Origin of the sequence: Bacteroides sp. AM37-9 (assembly GCF_003603455.1) — a bacterium.
Taxonomy (GTDB): domain Bacteria; phylum Bacteroidota; class Bacteroidia; order Bacteroidales; family Bacteroidaceae; genus Bacteroides; species Bacteroides xylanisolvens.
The window spans coordinates 381,946-399,003 of sequence record NZ_QTNF01000001.1 but is presented as its reverse complement, the minus strand read 5'-3'; the positions used below and the strand labels follow the sequence as shown (position 1 = coordinate 399,003).

The following is a 17,058-nucleotide window of genomic DNA, read 5'->3' as shown; positions in this document are numbered from 1 at the left end:
TAAAAGTTTAGTTTAACGTGAACTTCGCGGTTTTCACATCACGGCTGTTCGTACCGATCATCACTTCAAAGTCGCCCGGTTCGGCAACCAGTTGCAAGTCATAATTATAGTATCGAAGCATTTCCGGAGCAATCTTGAAACGGACAATCTTCATTTCTCCCGGTTCGAGGAATATCTTTTGGAAACCTTTCAGCTCTTTGACGGGACGGGTACTGCTACCCACAACGTCGCGGATATAAAGCTGTACCACTTCCGAGCCGGGCCATGTTCCGGTATTGGTAACCTCCACTGCCGCGGTCAACGAACCGTTCATGTCCATGGAAGAATGACTCAAGTCGATGTCACTGTAAGAGAATGTCGTATAAGAAAGGCCGTAACCGAACGGATAAAGCGGATCATTATCCACATCGAGATAGTTGCTGCGGAATTTCTCGAACCATTTGCCATCTTTCAATGGGCGTCCGGTATTTTTGTGCGCATAATAAAGAGGTATCTGGCCGACATTCTTCGGGAAAGTCATGGTCAGTTTTCCACCCGGATTGACGTAACCGAAGAGGGCGTCACCAATGGCGTAAGCGGCTTCACTACCTCCGAACCATACATTCAGAATGGCAGGCACATGCTCCTGTTCCCAGTTCAGCGTAAGCGGACGTCCGGTGAATAACACCAGTACCACCGGTTTGCCTGTCTTTAAAAGCTCTTTCAACAGATTCTGTTGTACGTCGGGAATATTCAAGTCCGTACGGCTGCTGCTTTCACCACTCATTTCAGAAGATTCGCCTAGCGCTGCGATGATGATATCCGACCGACGGGCTACGTTCAATGCTTCGTCCAACAACTGCTGGTCGGTGCGGTTGTCACGGTTCAGGGAACGGCCGAACATCGTTGCCCGTTCTTCGTAACTTGCATCACTAATCAGGTTGCTTCCTTTAGCGTACATGATATTCGCTTTTCCGGCTGTCATCTCTTTCAATCCTTCTACCAAAGAAGGGCAACGGTCGAGCACAGCTGCTACGCTCCATGTACCCGGCATATTGCTACGGCTGTTTGCCAACGGACCGATTACTGCAATATTTCCTTTAGGGTTGAAAGGCAACAACGGATTTCCGTTCGGATTACCGTCGGGACTGTCATTCTTCAGAAGAACGAAACTTTCTGCTGCAATCCTGCGGGCTGCATCACGATGGGCTTTGGTAAAGATGTCGCGTGCCGGACGTTTCGGATCGCAATATTTATAAGGATTATCAAACAATCCCAGTTTATATTTGGCTTCCAGAATACGACGGCAAGCCGTATTCAATGTTTCCATAGAGACTTTTCCTTCCTGAACGGATTTCTTCAGTGTCCCTACAAAACCCTCGCTTACCATATCCATATCCACTCCGGCGTTGATGGCACGGGCGGATACTGTCTGAAGATCACCGATACCGTGGTCGATCATTTCTGAAATGCCCGTATAATCAGTTACCACAAAACCGTTGAATCCCCACTGTCCGCGGAGAATATCCGTCATCAGCCATTTATTGGCAGTGGCCGGAATACCGTCTACTTCATTAAAAGAAGCCATCACGCTGCCTACACCCGCTTCAACGGCTGCTTCATACGGCAGCATATAATCATTGAACATTCGTTGGCGGCTCATATCCACGGTGTTATAGTCGCGGCCGGCTTCGCCTGCCCCATATAACGCAAAGTGTTTTACGCAGGCCATGATTTCGTCATTCCGTTCCATGTTTTTCCCCTGATAGCCGCGCACCATCGCTTCGGCAATCATGGCACCGAGAAACGGGTCTTCGCCACTACCTTCGGATACGCGTCCCCAACGAGGGTCACGTGAAATATCCACCATCGGGCTGAAAGTCCATGAGATTCCATCAGCACTTGCCTCTACGGCTGCAATGCGGGCAGACTCTTCAATGGTTGTCATGTCCCAGGTGCAAGACAAACCGAGCGGGATAGGGAACATCGTTTCGTATCCGTGAATAACGTCCATCCCGAACAATAACGGAATACCCAGCCGGGAATCTTCCACAGCTTGTTTCTGTACTTCACGTATTTTCTCTACTCCTTTCAGATTGAACAATCCTCCCACTTCGCCTTTCTTGATTTTTGCGGCGATGTCGCTGCTTTTAGCTTGTCCCGTAGTGATCTCTCCGGTGACGGGAAGGTTTAACTGTCCGATTTTTTCTTCCAGCGTCATTTTATTCATCAATACGTCGATGAAACGATCCATATCCTGTGGCGACTTTTGTGCCGACGCGGTTAGAAAACCTGCGGCAAACAACAGGACGGATAGGCTTAACTTTTTGTATATCATATTATTATGGTTACTTTTATCTCTATTCATATAAAGTCCTCCTGATGCGTTGAATGTTCGGCACCGAGGAGGACATTGTTCGACACCGAGGAACAGTAGTTTCGGCACCGAGGAAACAACCGTTCGGCACCGAGGAACTTTCTTATTGGTAGTCGGGGTTCTGTACTAACACTCCCTTAGACTTGTCGATCTCTGTCTGCGGCAGTGGAAGCAGTGCGTTTTTGTCCTGATAATTGGTTTTACCGGCTGCGTGCAACACTTCTTTTGCAATGCCCCAACGAACGAGGTCATAGAAACGGTCGAATTCCAACCCTAATTCCACACGGCGTTCGTGGCGGATGGCCTCACGCAATTCTCCCTGATCGGTAGTCGTCACTTTAGGCAATATATTGCTATTGGTGCCTCTGGCGCGTGCGCGTACTTGTTCCAAATAGTCGATTGCTTCACCCGGAATACCTTTTTCATTAGCTGATTCGGCTCCCATCAGCAGTACATCTGCGTAGCGGATCAGACGAATGTTTACCCAGAATCCTTTGTTGGTATATTCTTTACGCAATGCCGGGTCGGTATAGGCTTTCTTATTGAAATAAGCACCCATTGCCGGGGAAACCGGAGACTCGCCGTATGGTTCGTTGGTGTTTTCCGGTGTGATAGGATCGCTGTCCGAGTGGCGGAAGTAGAGTAGGGTAGAGTTTTTGCGTGGATCACCCTGTTCGTATGCTTGCGCCATATACTCTGTTGCCATGTGCCATCCCCATCCCAAGTCCCATTGACCTGCTCCGCGTACACCTTGTACTTCACAGAACTGGCTACCGATAACGGTACTTTGAGGAAGAGCGGCAGTAGCTGTACATTGCAACTCGAATATAGAACCTCCGTTATTTTCACCATCATCCGTGAAAATCTCATTATACGGAGTCTTTAAGTTGTAGAGCCCCTTTTTGATGACGTCGGTGGAGGCTGTGTACATATTGTTCCAGTCGTTGCGCATCATATAAGTACGCGCGTGTAAGGAACGGGCAGCTCCCCAAGTCAGTCGTCCGGTGTATTCGCTGCTCCATGTTTCCGGCAATGACTCTTCTGCTGTTTTCAGGTCCTTGTCGATTTGCTCATAGATTTTATCAGCACTTGTCTTCGGGATATTGGCTTCCGAAGCATCGTTGATTTTATAAGTCACCAAAGGAACTTCGCCGAAAGCTCTTACCAGATTGAAGTAGCAATAAGCACGGAAGAAAGAGGCCTCTCCCTTATTGATGATGTCTTCAGTTTCTGTTTGTCCGGCTGTTTCTTTTTCTGCAATGGCATCAAGAATCTCATTACATTGGTAGATGATGGCATAATTCTGTCCCCAATAAGCACCCAGTAGGCCGTTGGTCGGTGTATACACAAAATCATCATACATTTCGGCTACATCAGAGCCATCGCTGGCAATACTTCCTTTTTCCGAATCTTCCGAACGGAAACAGTGGATGGCAAAAGCAGGAGGGCCGGCTGTCACATTATAGTTACGCATCATCGTATAGACATTATAAATCTTCCCGTTGACCAGAGCGTTCGGATTATCATCTTCCGTAAACTGTCCTTGTGGACTACGATCCAGAAAGTCACTACAGCTGCCTAGAAATAATGTAGTTGAAGTAATAAGGGTTGCAAATATATATTTATTCAGTTTCATATAATGATAGTTTTAAAGATTAAAGTTGTGTTCCGCATGGAAAACTGGCAGTGGCACCTTGTCACTAGAATGTTAGGTTGATACCGAAGGTATAGACTGCAGGTACAGGATAACTGCCGTTATCTACTCCGAATGCGGTGGCAGTTCCTCCAAGTTCGGGAGTATATCCGGTGTTATGTTTCCATGTCTTCAAGTTCTGTATGTTGACATAGACTTTCAGAGCTTGCAGACGTATTTTGGCAATTAAGCTCTTGTCGAACGTATACGCTAACTGTACGTTGCGGATACGGAAGAATTTGCCGTCCTCAATGTAATAGTCGGAGTTGAGGTTGTTGATGGAATGTTTGGTGTTCAGCAACGGTTGGGTGTTGGACGTACCTTCTCCGTGCCAGCGGTCCAAGCGTTGTTCCAGGTAGTTGAACTGGGCAAAATTGTAGTTATCCCATGTACGGAAAATCTTGTTTCCACCTTGTCCCATCATGTCGATGCCTAACGACCAATTCTTGTAGTCTACTCCGAGAGAAAAACCGTAAGTGACCTTTGGAGTCGGGTTGCCTATCATGGTACGGTCTTCCGGGGTGATTTCTCCGTCACCGTTCACATCGGCGAATTTTAGGTCACCGGGGGTAACGGTAGCCAGTGTATTTTTGGGTGATGCGTCAATATCTGCTTGTGACTGATAAACACCTGCCACTTTGTAACCATAGAAATATCCGATAGGATAACCTGCCATTGTGTAACTTTGCTGCTTATCTCCGGCAATGATGGAGTATCCTTCCTGAACAAGACTTTTTACCTCATTCTTGATAGTAGTCAGGTTGGCACTGACGGAATATCCCCAATCACCAATCTGATCGCGCCAGGTTACAGCCATTTCCACTCCTTTATTCTGAATCTCTCCCAAGTTTCCGATACCGGGGATAGTTCCGGAAATTCCGGGAACTTCGGCTAACAAATCTTTGGTATTCTTCTTATAGTAAACACCCTCAAAATGCAAGCGGTTGCGAAGCAGGTTCGTTTCAAATCCGGCTTCCCAGGCTTCTACTTTTTCCCAACGCAGGTTAGGATTAGGAAGATAGGCAAGCTGGTATCCGGGATAAATGATGGACGGTTTACCGAATACGGCCGAATAAGCATTGGTCAATAAGGGTTCGGCAGGATAGGCTTTATCCAGGTTCTGGTTTCCTAACGTACCGTAAGATGCTTTGATTTTCAACATATCCAGCCATTTGATGTCTTTCATAAATTCTTCTTCAGACATCAACCAACCTCCACCCAATGAGAAGAAGTTCTGCCATTCATTGCCTGTGTAGGAGAAAGCGGAAGAACCATCCCGGCGGAAAGATCCGTTGAACAAGTATTTACCTTTATAGTTGTAGATCACACGTGCAAGTACGGATAATGTACTGCGTTCCCATTGAGTACTTCCATTGGTAGCGGTAGCTGCATCGCCGATGCTGACAAACCATTTGTCCGGATCATCCGGAATGACCAGTCCGACCCCCTGCTTGCGTGCTCCGTCCAATCGGCTCAACGAATTATAATAGGTAGTAAAACCGGCGGTAGCTGTCAGGTTATGATTTCCATTATCAAAGCTGTTGGTGTATGTCAACAGGTAGTCGCTCTGAACTTTGGTTTCATTCTCTTTAAACTGGCTGACCTCGGTCTTGCCTGTTCCCAAAGTAGAGATCCCTCCGTTGACAGCGGCATCGTATACTTTTACGATCGGTGTATACGTCCGTCCGTTGTTCGACGCATAATCCATAGAGAACATCGCTTTGAACGTGAAATGTTTCAGGAAGTCTACCTCACCATAAATGTTACCGGATGCCCGGTAGTTCTCCGCTTTGGTAGTATTTGCTTTCAATTCGACGTCTACCATCGGGTTGTTGATCTGCGCTTTCTGGAATTCGGGCAGAGCCGTATATAATCCGTATTCGTTGTTATATACCGGAGCGATAGGAGTTGCACGCAGGGCATTCAACACCTGTTTGGAATCTGCAGGAAGCATACGTGCACCGTTGAATTGGAAACCGACTTTCAAAAAGTCCGTAATCTTATAATCATTACTTGCGTTGATGGTTACCTTGCTGAATTTCTCATGCTCGATGTTGCCTTGTTCGTAAGAGTAGCCTACACCCAGATAGAAACTGTGTTTGGGCGAGGCCCCTGTAATACTGATGTTATTGTTTGTAATGAAAGCAGTCTGGAAAATTTCGTCTTGCCAGTCGGTATTGGCATCCCAGCCGGTATAATCGAAAGGGTCATCTTTCTGATTGGCAAGCTGTTCGTTATATAGTTCCTTGAATTGTGAACCATTCACCAGTTTCACTTTATCCACTACTTTCTTGAAACCGAAAGAAGTATTAATATTGACCAGTGTCTGTCCCTCTTTGGCTTTCTTTGTGGTAATGATGATAACACCATTCGCACCGCGAACACCGAAGATAGCCAGAGATGACGGGTCTTTCAGGATTTCCATAGATTCGATGTCCTCCGGATTCAGGAAATTGATGTTGTCATTGAATAATCCGTCGACAATGTACAGCGGTTTATATCCGTTGATGGAGTTTGTTCCGCGAATACGGATTTCCGGGTCCGATCCGGCTCGTCCGGAGTTTACAATCTGCACACCTGCCACTTTCCCCTGAAGGGAAGACAGCGGATTCATTGCCGGTTTGTTGGCTAACTCTTCTCCTTTGACATTGGTGATAGAACCTGTCAAGTCTCTTTTCTTTGCACTACCGTATCCGATAACGACTGTTTCGGCTAGTACTTGTGAATCTTCTTTTAAAGTGACATTGATGACATTCTGTGCCCCCACCTTAATGGTTTGCGAAGTCATCCCCACGTATGAAAATACCAATACGTCCTCCAGAGTGACAGAGATTGAATATTTACCGTCCATGTCTGTGATGGTTCCGGTGGAAGTTCCTTGTACGAGTACCGATGCGCCGATCAATGGTTCATTGGCAGCGTCCGTCACTGTTCCTGTCACCGTCTTTGTCTGTGCAAAGGCTGATGCAGAGGCCAGTAGCAGGCAAACAAGCGTCATGATGCTCCTTGACCTGATGGCTTTTTTCTGAAGATGTTGTAAAAGTCTAGTCCTCATTGCATTAAATTTTTCCATTTGTTATTATTTAGGTTGAAGTCTTTTTTCTGCCGTCTTTTGGCGAGAGTAACAAAGGAAACAAACGAAATTCAAAAAAGATTTTGGAAAAAAGAGGGAATGGTTGATTTTAACACTAAAAGGGAGGTGACTGTTGAAAAAGGTTCAGGCACGAACCGGTGTTGTTCGTGCCTGAATAATGGGATGAAGATTACCCGTCGGGGGAGGTATATCCTATGTATACGTTGTTCGTTCTATGATTTCCTGTTTTAAAACATCTGTTCCGCAGTGGTCATACATTGAATGACATCTTCTTTGCTGCCATTGAAAGGACCTGATTTCTCTATTTTTAGAGTTGACATGGCGGCTGCAAAGCGTCCTGCTTCTTCAATGCCGGCTCCTGATACCCGTTGGTATAGATAGCCGATGGTGTAAGTGTCTCCACACCCTGTTGCATCTACCACTTCTTTGGGTTTATAAGCCGGAATACGATAGAAGTCTTCTCCGTCGAAAATAAGTGATCCCATGCTTCCCAAGGTGACAAGCACTTCTTTCACGCCCCATTCGTATAATTGACGGGCAGCTTCATGCGGATCGGAAAGACCTGTCAGCACTTCCATCTCGTGCTCGTTGACTTTCAGGAAATGGATATATTGCAAAGCTTCCCGCTTATCTGTCCAGTCCACCGGATAGACGTGAGTGTCACGCACTTCACGTAAATAGCCTTGTGAGTCTACTGCAATCAACCCTCTTTGAGATAGTTCTTTGATTACTTCCAATGAGAAGTCGTCAGACAGCAGAGAGCCGAGATGGTAGATTTGTGCATCTATATCTTTCAGCTGACCGGCAATGAACGGATCGGCTTTTGCTAATACACGTTGAGTACGGTCGTCCGGATTGGCGCCATAGATATTCTCGAAGTATACGGAATATTTGCTTGGCAGGGCGGTTACATGAATACCCATTTCACGTAGTTGTTCTACAATGTTCATTTCAGTGGTGCCGACTGCTGTTACTAAAGCGTAATCGATGTCGTTAAAATGGCGGATGGCATGTGAACAATAAAAAGCCGTTCCTCCGGGCATATAGACAGTATTTTGGGGAGTGACTACTTTGTCTAATGTGATGTGACCGATGCAGCAAAGTTGATGTTTATTCATGTCTAACCAATTAAAAAGCCTCCAAGATAGTATCTTGAAGGCTTCTAGTTTATTTTTAGTGCGGATGACGGTCACTAAATACGGACTATCTTATGCACTGTTGTTTCATATCTTACAGAGCCCTCGCATTGTTCATGTCAGCGAATAAGTCACCGAACGTATAATGAACTCCTTATTTTACCTAAATCAATGAACTTTTAATTCTGCCGCAAAGGTACTTTTTATTTCTGATAAACCTAGTTAAAGTGATAAAAAACGCCCCATCTCATACCTTATCCTTTTGAGATTCTTCTGTTTATTTTATAATTAACCACTCACTCTACACTAATTATCAACTCCTTTCCTTCCTTTAGCTTGTCATGAGTGATAAAGTAACTTTCTACTTTTTCGTTGTCATAAGTAATGTTTGTTATCTTTTCTCCGTTTCCTTTTTTCTTGATAGTGAAATCTTTGCCATTCAAATTAAAGATTGTCTTGTCGAATAAGGGTACAGTGATAATATACTTAGGGTCGGCAGGTGAATATGTATATAACCCTATGGAATTCAATACATACCACGAAGACATCTCTCCTGCGTCATCCATGCCGCAATATGCTAGTTTTTCGGGTCCCATGCGATAATAACCGTTCAATATCTTATTCAGTATTTTCTGAGACTTTTCCTGTTTGTCCACAAAATAATACATATAAGGAATACTATGCCCAGGTTGGTTGCCATGACAATATTGACCGATAAAAGTAGTCAGGTTATGTGCTTCATACCCTTCCCATGGGATAGTAAATAAGGAGTCTAATTTAGTTTCAAATGCCTCTTTGCTGGGGAATAAATCAATGAGACCTTGAGGATCGTGGAGAGCAAAGAAGGTTGATTGCCATCCATTAGCTTCACGATACATATATTCATAGAATGGTCTCTTAGGGTCGAATGGAGTTACCCATTCTCCATTTTCCAATCGGGGACGCATCTGCTGAGTGGTGGGATCGAATAGATGTTTATAACTATCTGTTCTCTTCATCAGTATTTCATAATTTTGCATATCGCCCAATTCTTTGGCCAGCAAGGCAGTAGCATAATCATCGTATGCATATTCCTGCGTCTTTGTCACAGCTGCTTTCGCTACTGTTTCTAATTTGGGATCTTTAATATCCATTTCGGATATCCATCCCCGCTCCATATACTCTTTAATATGAGGTCTGCTGCCCTCGCCTTCGGCAAAGGCATTGTTTAAGAGTATTTTATATGCGTGCTGCACGTCAAAATCGCGGATACCTCTTAAATAACTCCCTGTAACAAAGGTAGAAGCATGATCGCCATGGAAAAATCTGGGCATGAATCCTCTAATCTCTCCATAATCTGTAATAGATTTTAGGACGTCTGCCGTGACATCGGGAGAAACCATACCCAGCAAAGTTAACTTATTACGATAATCATCCCAAAAAGAAGGTTCACTATAGTAACGGAATCCTTTGTTTACTACCTCGCCTTTGGCATCAACATATTCTCCATTTACATCGCTTAATAATATGGGCCATAGAAATGCTTTGTAGAGAGCAGAATAAAAGGTTTCTTTCTGTTCTTCCGTACCACCTGATACTTGAATTTTAGATAACAATCCTTCCCATGTGTCGCTTGCCTCATTTCTTACTTGTGCGAAATCTTTGGTGAGTATTTCTGCCTCCAGATTTTTCTTTGCATTTTCGACACTGACATAAGAGAAGCCGACTTTCATTTCGAGAGGATCATTGATGTTCTCATTATTGATAAAGTTTACAATACGAACTTCCGCATCCCCATCTTTCAATGATTCTATATCCTTGATTTTATGATTGGTCACCGCATAGAAATAAAAAGTAGGGCCTGTCTGTTGATAACCGGAGAATACATTATCGTCCGACTTCTCTATATTCCAGCTTCTTATATGCTCATTAGAATGGGATAGGTCGACCAATAGTTTTTTCCCTTTCCCATTTTTATAAGTATATTTATGATAACCACATCGTAAGGATGAAGTCACTTCCGCATTAATGTCATATTTTTTGAGATAGACCTGATAATATCCCGGACTTGCCGATTCGTTATCGTGGCTATACCCTGTATAATAAGATTTTGGATCAACATTCCCGCTTACTGCTATCAATGGAACATAACAGAGATTCCAATGCCCTTTGCTGGTATGAACAAAAGCATGGATAATGGTATCTTCATACTGATAGCCCGAGCCGCTTCGCCACATGGTGACGGGAGTGACTTGCACCATTGAGTTCGGTAAGGATGAGCCTGGGAAAGTCTCCGCTCCCCATGCCCTGCGAGTGGGATTGTATCCTAAATCGATACTGTCCCACAAGGTGGTAGTCCCTATAAATGGATTGACATAATCGGTCAAACGTTTGTTCTTATCCTTCTGAACTGCACATCCTGCCACAGTGGCTAGAAGGGCGAGAATGATAGTAGTTTTAATTTTTCCAAACATATATTTTCTATTTAATCAATTATCATCTGAATACAGGAGCGCTATATCCGGTATAAGTGGGATATGTATTATTCACAACCGGCCATCCATTTATCCAATTTACTTTATCGAGCATCAGGCAACGATAGTCGAGCTCATCAACATATCCATGATACAGAATCCAGTCCTGACCCGCATCGTCTGTGATGATGCGCGAACAATGTCCGGTTGAAGAGAATCGGTTATTGCCTTTCAACATTAACTCATGCTTGACATCGTTCATATCTTCCCCTTTTTTATTGGTATATGGCCCCATGATGTTATTTGATTGTCCAACAACTAAACTGTATGTACCACCTTTATGATATTGGCCGGTAGATAATATCAGATTGTATACTCCGTTTCTCTTGATAACATAGGCGGCTTCGTATTGGCCTCCGGCAACTTTCTTTCTTACTGCTCCTTCCTTGATAGACATTCCATCGGCAGTTAGTTCTATCACACTAATTTCGCGAAAACTGCCCCAGAACAGGTAGTTACGCCCATCCTCCTGATAAAGATAAGCATCAATGGAAATATCGACTCCCTGCTCATTACTGTCTATTAGTTTTCCATGATCGGTAAAAGGACCAGTTGGCGAAGATGAAGTAGCGACACCGATGGCATGTTTCCATTCGGGTGCAGGCTGTGAGTAGTATATGATATACTTGCCATTCACCTTGCTTACAGTAGGTGCCCAGATACCGGCATCATTCATTCCTGTTATTTGAGGATGAGTTGCATCTGTGAAGATGGATCCAGCTCTTGTCCAGTTTATAAGGTCTCGCGACTTCATAATAGGCGCATTTTTCATATTCGAATCTGTCAGAGAGTGTTCCGTTGCATACAGATAGAAGTAGCCATCCTCCCCTCTTATCACATCGGGGTCGGGTAAGGAGAAGGCTGTAAATACAGGGTTTTGGTACTTGGCAGTATACTCTTCTTGAGAAGTGATATCTAGAAAATCATGAGTATAATTCTTCTCGGCCGTCATTGAGATCAAAATAGTGGTAGTATACCTGTTCAAGTCATTTTCATCACATAGTTCGGCTGGAAATTTAAACTGTGCCCCATCCCATTGTCCGTTTGCGGTAGGAGCCATATCTCTGTAGCCGGCTCTGTCAATTGGCGGTCTTTGTCCGAATTCTGGTCCGAGTTGTCCCCAGGCTTCTTCTTGTTCGTTAATAGTGAAGATTATTTTGTATCGTTCGTCAAAGCCCCAGTCGGTAGCGAATAATTGTACATTATAATCTTTTAGTTCCCAGCAACCTCTTGAGGTATAATTAAATTCATTTTCCCGCCCTGTCCAGCTAAAACGAATTGCTACCTTATTTATTCTTTCTGTGGTAGCCTGATAGGTATCGAAGTTCAAACGGATACGATAAGTCCCTGTCTGTGTTACTGTTGTTCCAGAGAATTGCTGTCCGGTAGTCTCGTTCAATGTTATACCATCTTCTTTCAGGTTGAATGTTCTTTTTTGCTCACCTAGTTGCGAATAAAAAGAATAAGGTTTGCTAGCTGCCAGTTTCGTATATATTTCATAAATTGTGGAGCCGTTATATTCTACTTTTTTCACTTCTTGACCATCTTCTGCCCCCTCTCCGGTGATGTATAATTTCTCTCCCTCTTTGATGATGCCACCTAAATCGGCTGGCAGAGCGAAAGTGATACTTCGAAATTCTTCAGACAGAATGGAATTTAAACCTTTAGTGGTCTGTATAGCCCATTTTAGTTTTATATTGTTGCCGGCAATACCTCCGGCAACGGTTGCGATATCTTTAAGTTTGCGTTGTGTGATTCTGATATTGGTATTCGCCCCTGCATTATCTGATGAAACCTTATATATAGGAGCTGAAAAATTACCATTCTCTTTATCGAATAAAATCGTGTAATTAACATCTTTCGTTTCGCTTTTGGACCATTCGAATAATAGGTCTGTAACAGATTGTAGTACAATGTAATCACCATTCATAGGTGCGTTAAGATTCTTCACTGCAATGAGTTCCTCATCTTCTATTTCATCTTTATCGCCACAAGCAATTAAGTTGATTCCCAACAGACTTATTATGATTGCTAAAGTGAGTAAGGACTTTGAGTTTATGTGTTGTTTCATCTGATATTATTTATAATTGGATAGAACAAGGTACTATTACCCTGCAATCTTGGCTAATTGCAGGGTATAAATAGATAAATACTTTATTTGTTATGGATTTTACTTAATCTACCAATCCATTTTTCTCCAATAGGGCCATAGCTTCTATTGTTGTTGTACCGCTTATGGCTGAACGTAAGTCGCCCCATGCTGTGTCCCCTTTCGGCATTTGCCACCACGTAGGACTCATTTTGATATCCGGTTTTTCGGTGCCAAGAGTCCATAAATAGTTTGCATTATTTTTCAGGAAAGCAACGAAACGCATCCTGTCACCTTCCGAAAGATCCGGATGCTGTATCAGTATGGTGAAGTAGCGTACAAATATACCTTTGAAGAGGTTACAGTCATGTCCGCCTCCATCGCCGGTTTGTTCGCCATAATCCCTCATAACCTTGTAGGCGGTGTTTACATTATTGGCTATATGATAACGGGCAACTTTTACTGCATCATTAAAATATACTTTTTCTTTTGTTATATTATATAACTCGATCGCTGCTCCCATAAATGTTCCTACATCATAAGAATAATCCCCGTTTGTAGTGTCGTAATTTTCGAATATCCGGCCTGTAGACAGTACAGTCCGGTGATATTTCATCCATTCATATATCCGTAGTGCCCATTGCAGATTGGTGAATCCGTTGATGGTCTCATCTGGGTACTTTTGTGCAAATCTGGCTGCGATGATAGCTGCAGGTCCGTTTGACGGTATACCTTTTCCCATACTTTCAGCATCGGTTCCAACTTTCCATTGGATACCTCCACCGTCATAATCATTCCAACCTTCTGTGATCCATGTCCACAGATCGTGAGATGATTGTAAGAACCGGTCATCATTGGTTGCATAGTATGCGCGTAGATGAGCCATTGCATGCCAACCCATATCGTCATAGAAGTCGTGTCTCCATTTGCCTCCATTTTTGTTTTTTACTCCATCATAAAAGTCCCAGATCACTTTCTTATACTTTTCATCATTGGTACGCAGGTAAGCATCTACTATTACATCCAGGCCATGAGCTTCCGGCCAGTAGTCATTTTGTGCTATTTGTCCGTCGAATGTATTGTTGAAGCATCTCACAGAGGTGTTCCAATACCTGTTTACAAAAGCTGTTGAAGCACTGTCGGCCGCTGCTACCCATGAGTATTTGGGAAACTGGTTTACTTCTATATATTCATCTTCGTATGTGCCACACGACATCAGAGAACATGAAAATGTAAGGAGAATTCCGAATAATATATTTTTCATAATTGATTTCGTTTTTAGCAGTCTGTTTCCCTTACGAGAAACAGACCGCGTATTGTTTAGTCACCTGTATTTATATTAGTAAAATCGTGAGTGTAATTTTTCTCAGCAGTCATAGATATCGTAATATCGGTGAAATATTTGCTGAGATTATTTCTGTCACAAAGTTCTTCCGGGAATTTGAATTGTTTACCCTCCCATTGACCATTATTGGTAGGAGCCATATCACGGTATCCAGCTCTATCTATGCTAGGTCTGTTGTCAAAGAACTTCTCTTCTATTTGTCCCCAGTCTTCTTGTTTTCCGTCTACGGTAAATTCAATCTTATAACGTTCGTCAAAGCCCCAGTCGGTTTTTTGTAATTGTACATTATAGTTCATAAGTTCCCAAACACCTTTCTCGGTATAACTAAGAATTCCGCGGGCATTTGTCCATGAATTACGTATAGCAACCCTATTGATTTCTTCGAAAGAAATCTTTTTGCTCTTGAAATCAAGTTTAATACGATAGACCCCTGCTTTATCTACTGTATAAGGAAGTGCTTCGCTTCCAGCAGTTTCTTCAATAGATTTTCCATCTTCTTTGATTGATATGATCCTGTCAGAGTTAGCTTGTAATCTGGTGTAGAAATAGATTGGTTCGCTGGCCTCCAGTTTCGTATATATTTCGTAATAAACGGTCGATTCTTTGGTCTCTATCATTTTCACACGCTGTCCTTGTTCCGAACCAGCTCCACCAATGTACAATCTTTCTCCATCGTCCAAATCTTCGAGACCTGCCATACGGAGCAAAGTGATTGTTCTCGATTCTTGAGCCAAAGCGAAATTCATTCCCCTGTTTGAGCGTACAGTCCACTTTACGGTTGCTTCTTCTTCAGACTTTGCCCCTGCAAGACGGGCTATTCTGTTCAAGCCTTTTTTCGTAATAGTAGCTCCGGTATTCAAGCCATTGCCATCTGCCTGATAAATATAGATGGGGTTCGAAAAGTCTCCGTCAAGTTTGTCGAATAATATATCGTAATAAACCACGCTGTTATCTTCTGCTTGGGCTTTTCCCCATTCAAAGTACAGGTTTGATACATCTTCTATTACTGCATACCGATCTTCAACCGGTTCATATAACTTAGGAACTGCAGTGACAGATACACTCTCAAACTCTTTCACTTTTTCACAACTTGTAAATACTCCTAATGCTAATGTCAGGAATGTTATGGCCGTAAATAATATTTTGTTTTTCATCTTTTTATAAATTAAATGATTAAAAATAAGCGTCATGATTAATATCCGGGGTTTTGTCCCAGATTTGGATTGATCGTAAATTGTTTTCTCGGCACAGCCCATAGATAATCCCGATCCCTGTTAAATGAGTTCTCATGATAGGAGAAGTAGGTCAAATCACCGCCGCTCAACTTAAATTTGGCTCCTCTGAATGGCTCATTCAGAACCTCTTCTGCGATTTTCCAACGACGTATATCATAAATACGTGTTCCTTCCAGTGCCAGTTCTACACGCCGCTCGTCTCTGATAATCTGACGAATATCTCCACTTGTCGGATAAGCCATTGCTGCTGGTGTCTCATTGAATCCGGCACGGCGGCGGAGCGCTGTTATGGTTTGCTCCCAGATTTCGGGAGTCATTTTATCCAATTCGTACATAGCTTCTGCATACATTAACAAAACATCGGCATAGCGCAGTGTTACAAAATTGATGTTGCAACTCCATGAAGTACCTACTGTCCACGCACTCGGACTCGGATCATAGTATTTTCTATAGAAGTATCCGGTTTGCGAACCACTGGCATGACCAATCTTGTCTTTGTTATCTTTTGATGCACCATTAGGATTTACATTTACTGTATAGGACGAGCCGTCTCTCTTTTGTACTACACTACCATTGCGCACGATGGTCATGTCCATACGCGGATCACGGTTGTCATAAGCGCTTTTTGCTTCATCCCATTTGCTTCCATCCCTCATGAGATAGGTATCTATAAGGCTTTGGGTGGGACTTGCTACTATGTATTGCACCGATTCCAAATTGAATGGAACATATGTTGATATTTCACTCCATGTACGTACTTTAGGAACATACTGGATATCCAGCATTATTTCGTTATTATATTCATTCGCTTTATAAAATAGTTCCTGATAATTAGAGTGAAGCGAATATCTACCATAGTCAGCTTTGTCAATCAACTTTTCCGTATATATTTTCACTCTTTCCCAGTCATTGAAATTTAAAGCTACACGAGCGTTAAAAGCTACTACCGCTCCGCATGTAATCCGTCCTCTGTCAGCTCTTGCATACCGTTCTTTGGTCGGCAGTATCTCAGCTATTTCTTCCAACTCCTGATGTATCCATTCTACTATGGTAGCCTGTTTGGTTCGTTCAATGGTTCTTGCAGTTTGTTCATCAATATCCTGCGTAAAGAAGGGGACATCTCCATACCAATTTGTCAATTGGAAATAAAGGAAAGCACGTATAAAGCGGGCTTCCGCTTTCATCCTGTTTTTGAGATTTGCGTCCATTTCTACTCTGTCGATATTGGCAAGAAGCGTATGGGTTGTTTTTATACCGCCATATAGTTCGCCCCAGACTTTATCAAAAAGACCTGTTGAAGAGGTAGCCTGTCCGTTACTGATAGTCTTGACATCATCACCACCGTATCCGTTGTAGAGGTTGTCGCTCAATCGTTCGTCACGGAATACCCATTCCGTACTGTTCATCTGGCGATATGCCATATGCAAAAGTGAAGCTGCTTTTTCTTCTGATGTCCAATAGTTATCGTCAGTAAATTTATTTGTAGGAGATACATCCAGATCGACGCAACCGGATGAAAATATGCAAATAAACAGACACCATGAAAAATATTTAATTATTGTTGTTTTCATATATTATACTATATCTGATTATTGTA

At 43.1% G+C, this 17,058-nt stretch carries 9 protein-coding genes; all 9 read right to left on the bottom strand.

The features are described from left to right. Positions 1–7: 7 nt before the first annotated feature. A complete protein-coding gene (bglX, locus tag DW862_RS01365; RefSeq protein WP_022199426.1) occupies positions 8–2,317 on the bottom strand; it encodes a beta-glucosidase BglX in 2,310 nt (769 codons plus the stop codon). 142 nt (positions 2,318–2,459) lie between these two features. Beyond that, complete coding sequence (locus DW862_RS01360; protein WP_099146323.1) at positions 2,460–3,992, bottom strand: RagB/SusD family nutrient uptake outer membrane protein; 1,533 nt, start codon at positions 3,990–3,992, stop codon at positions 2,460–2,462. 64 nt (positions 3,993–4,056) lie between these two features. Further along, the gene (locus DW862_RS01355; RefSeq protein ID WP_120067142.1) at positions 4,057–7,122 is read right to left on the bottom strand and encodes a TonB-dependent receptor; all 3,066 of its coding nucleotides are present in this window, start codon (positions 7,120–7,122) and stop codon (positions 4,057–4,059) included. Between the two features lie 248 nt (positions 7,123–7,370). Further along, positions 7,371–8,261, bottom strand: a complete 891-nt coding sequence (locus DW862_RS01350) for a PfkB family carbohydrate kinase (protein ID WP_120067141.1) — start codon at positions 8,259–8,261, stop codon at positions 7,371–7,373. 314 nt (positions 8,262–8,575) lie between these two features. Next, positions 8,576–10,732, bottom strand: a complete 2,157-nt coding sequence (locus tag DW862_RS01345) for a GH92 family glycosyl hydrolase (protein WP_120067140.1) — start codon at positions 10,730–10,732, stop codon at positions 8,576–8,578. A 22-nt stretch (positions 10,733–10,754) separates the two neighbouring features. After that, on the bottom strand, positions 10,755–12,863 hold the full coding sequence (locus DW862_RS01340; RefSeq protein WP_120067139.1) for a family 43 glycosylhydrolase: 2,109 nt from the start codon (positions 12,861–12,863) through the stop codon (positions 10,755–10,757). Positions 12,864–12,966: 103 nt separating this feature from the next. After that, positions 12,967–14,145, bottom strand: coding sequence for a glycoside hydrolase family 76 protein (locus tag DW862_RS01335; protein ID WP_120067138.1), 1,179 nt, complete (start codon positions 14,143–14,145; stop codon positions 12,967–12,969). Between the two features lie 56 nt (positions 14,146–14,201). Continuing rightward, positions 14,202–15,380 (bottom strand): SusE domain-containing protein, encoded by a 1,179-nt coding sequence (locus DW862_RS01330; protein ID WP_165861863.1) that lies wholly within the window; start codon positions 15,378–15,380, stop codon positions 14,202–14,204. 38 nt (positions 15,381–15,418) lie between these two features. Next, complete coding sequence (locus DW862_RS01325; RefSeq protein ID WP_120067136.1) at positions 15,419–17,032, bottom strand: RagB/SusD family nutrient uptake outer membrane protein; 1,614 nt, start codon at positions 17,030–17,032, stop codon at positions 15,419–15,421. Positions 17,033–17,058 lie beyond the last annotated feature (26 nt).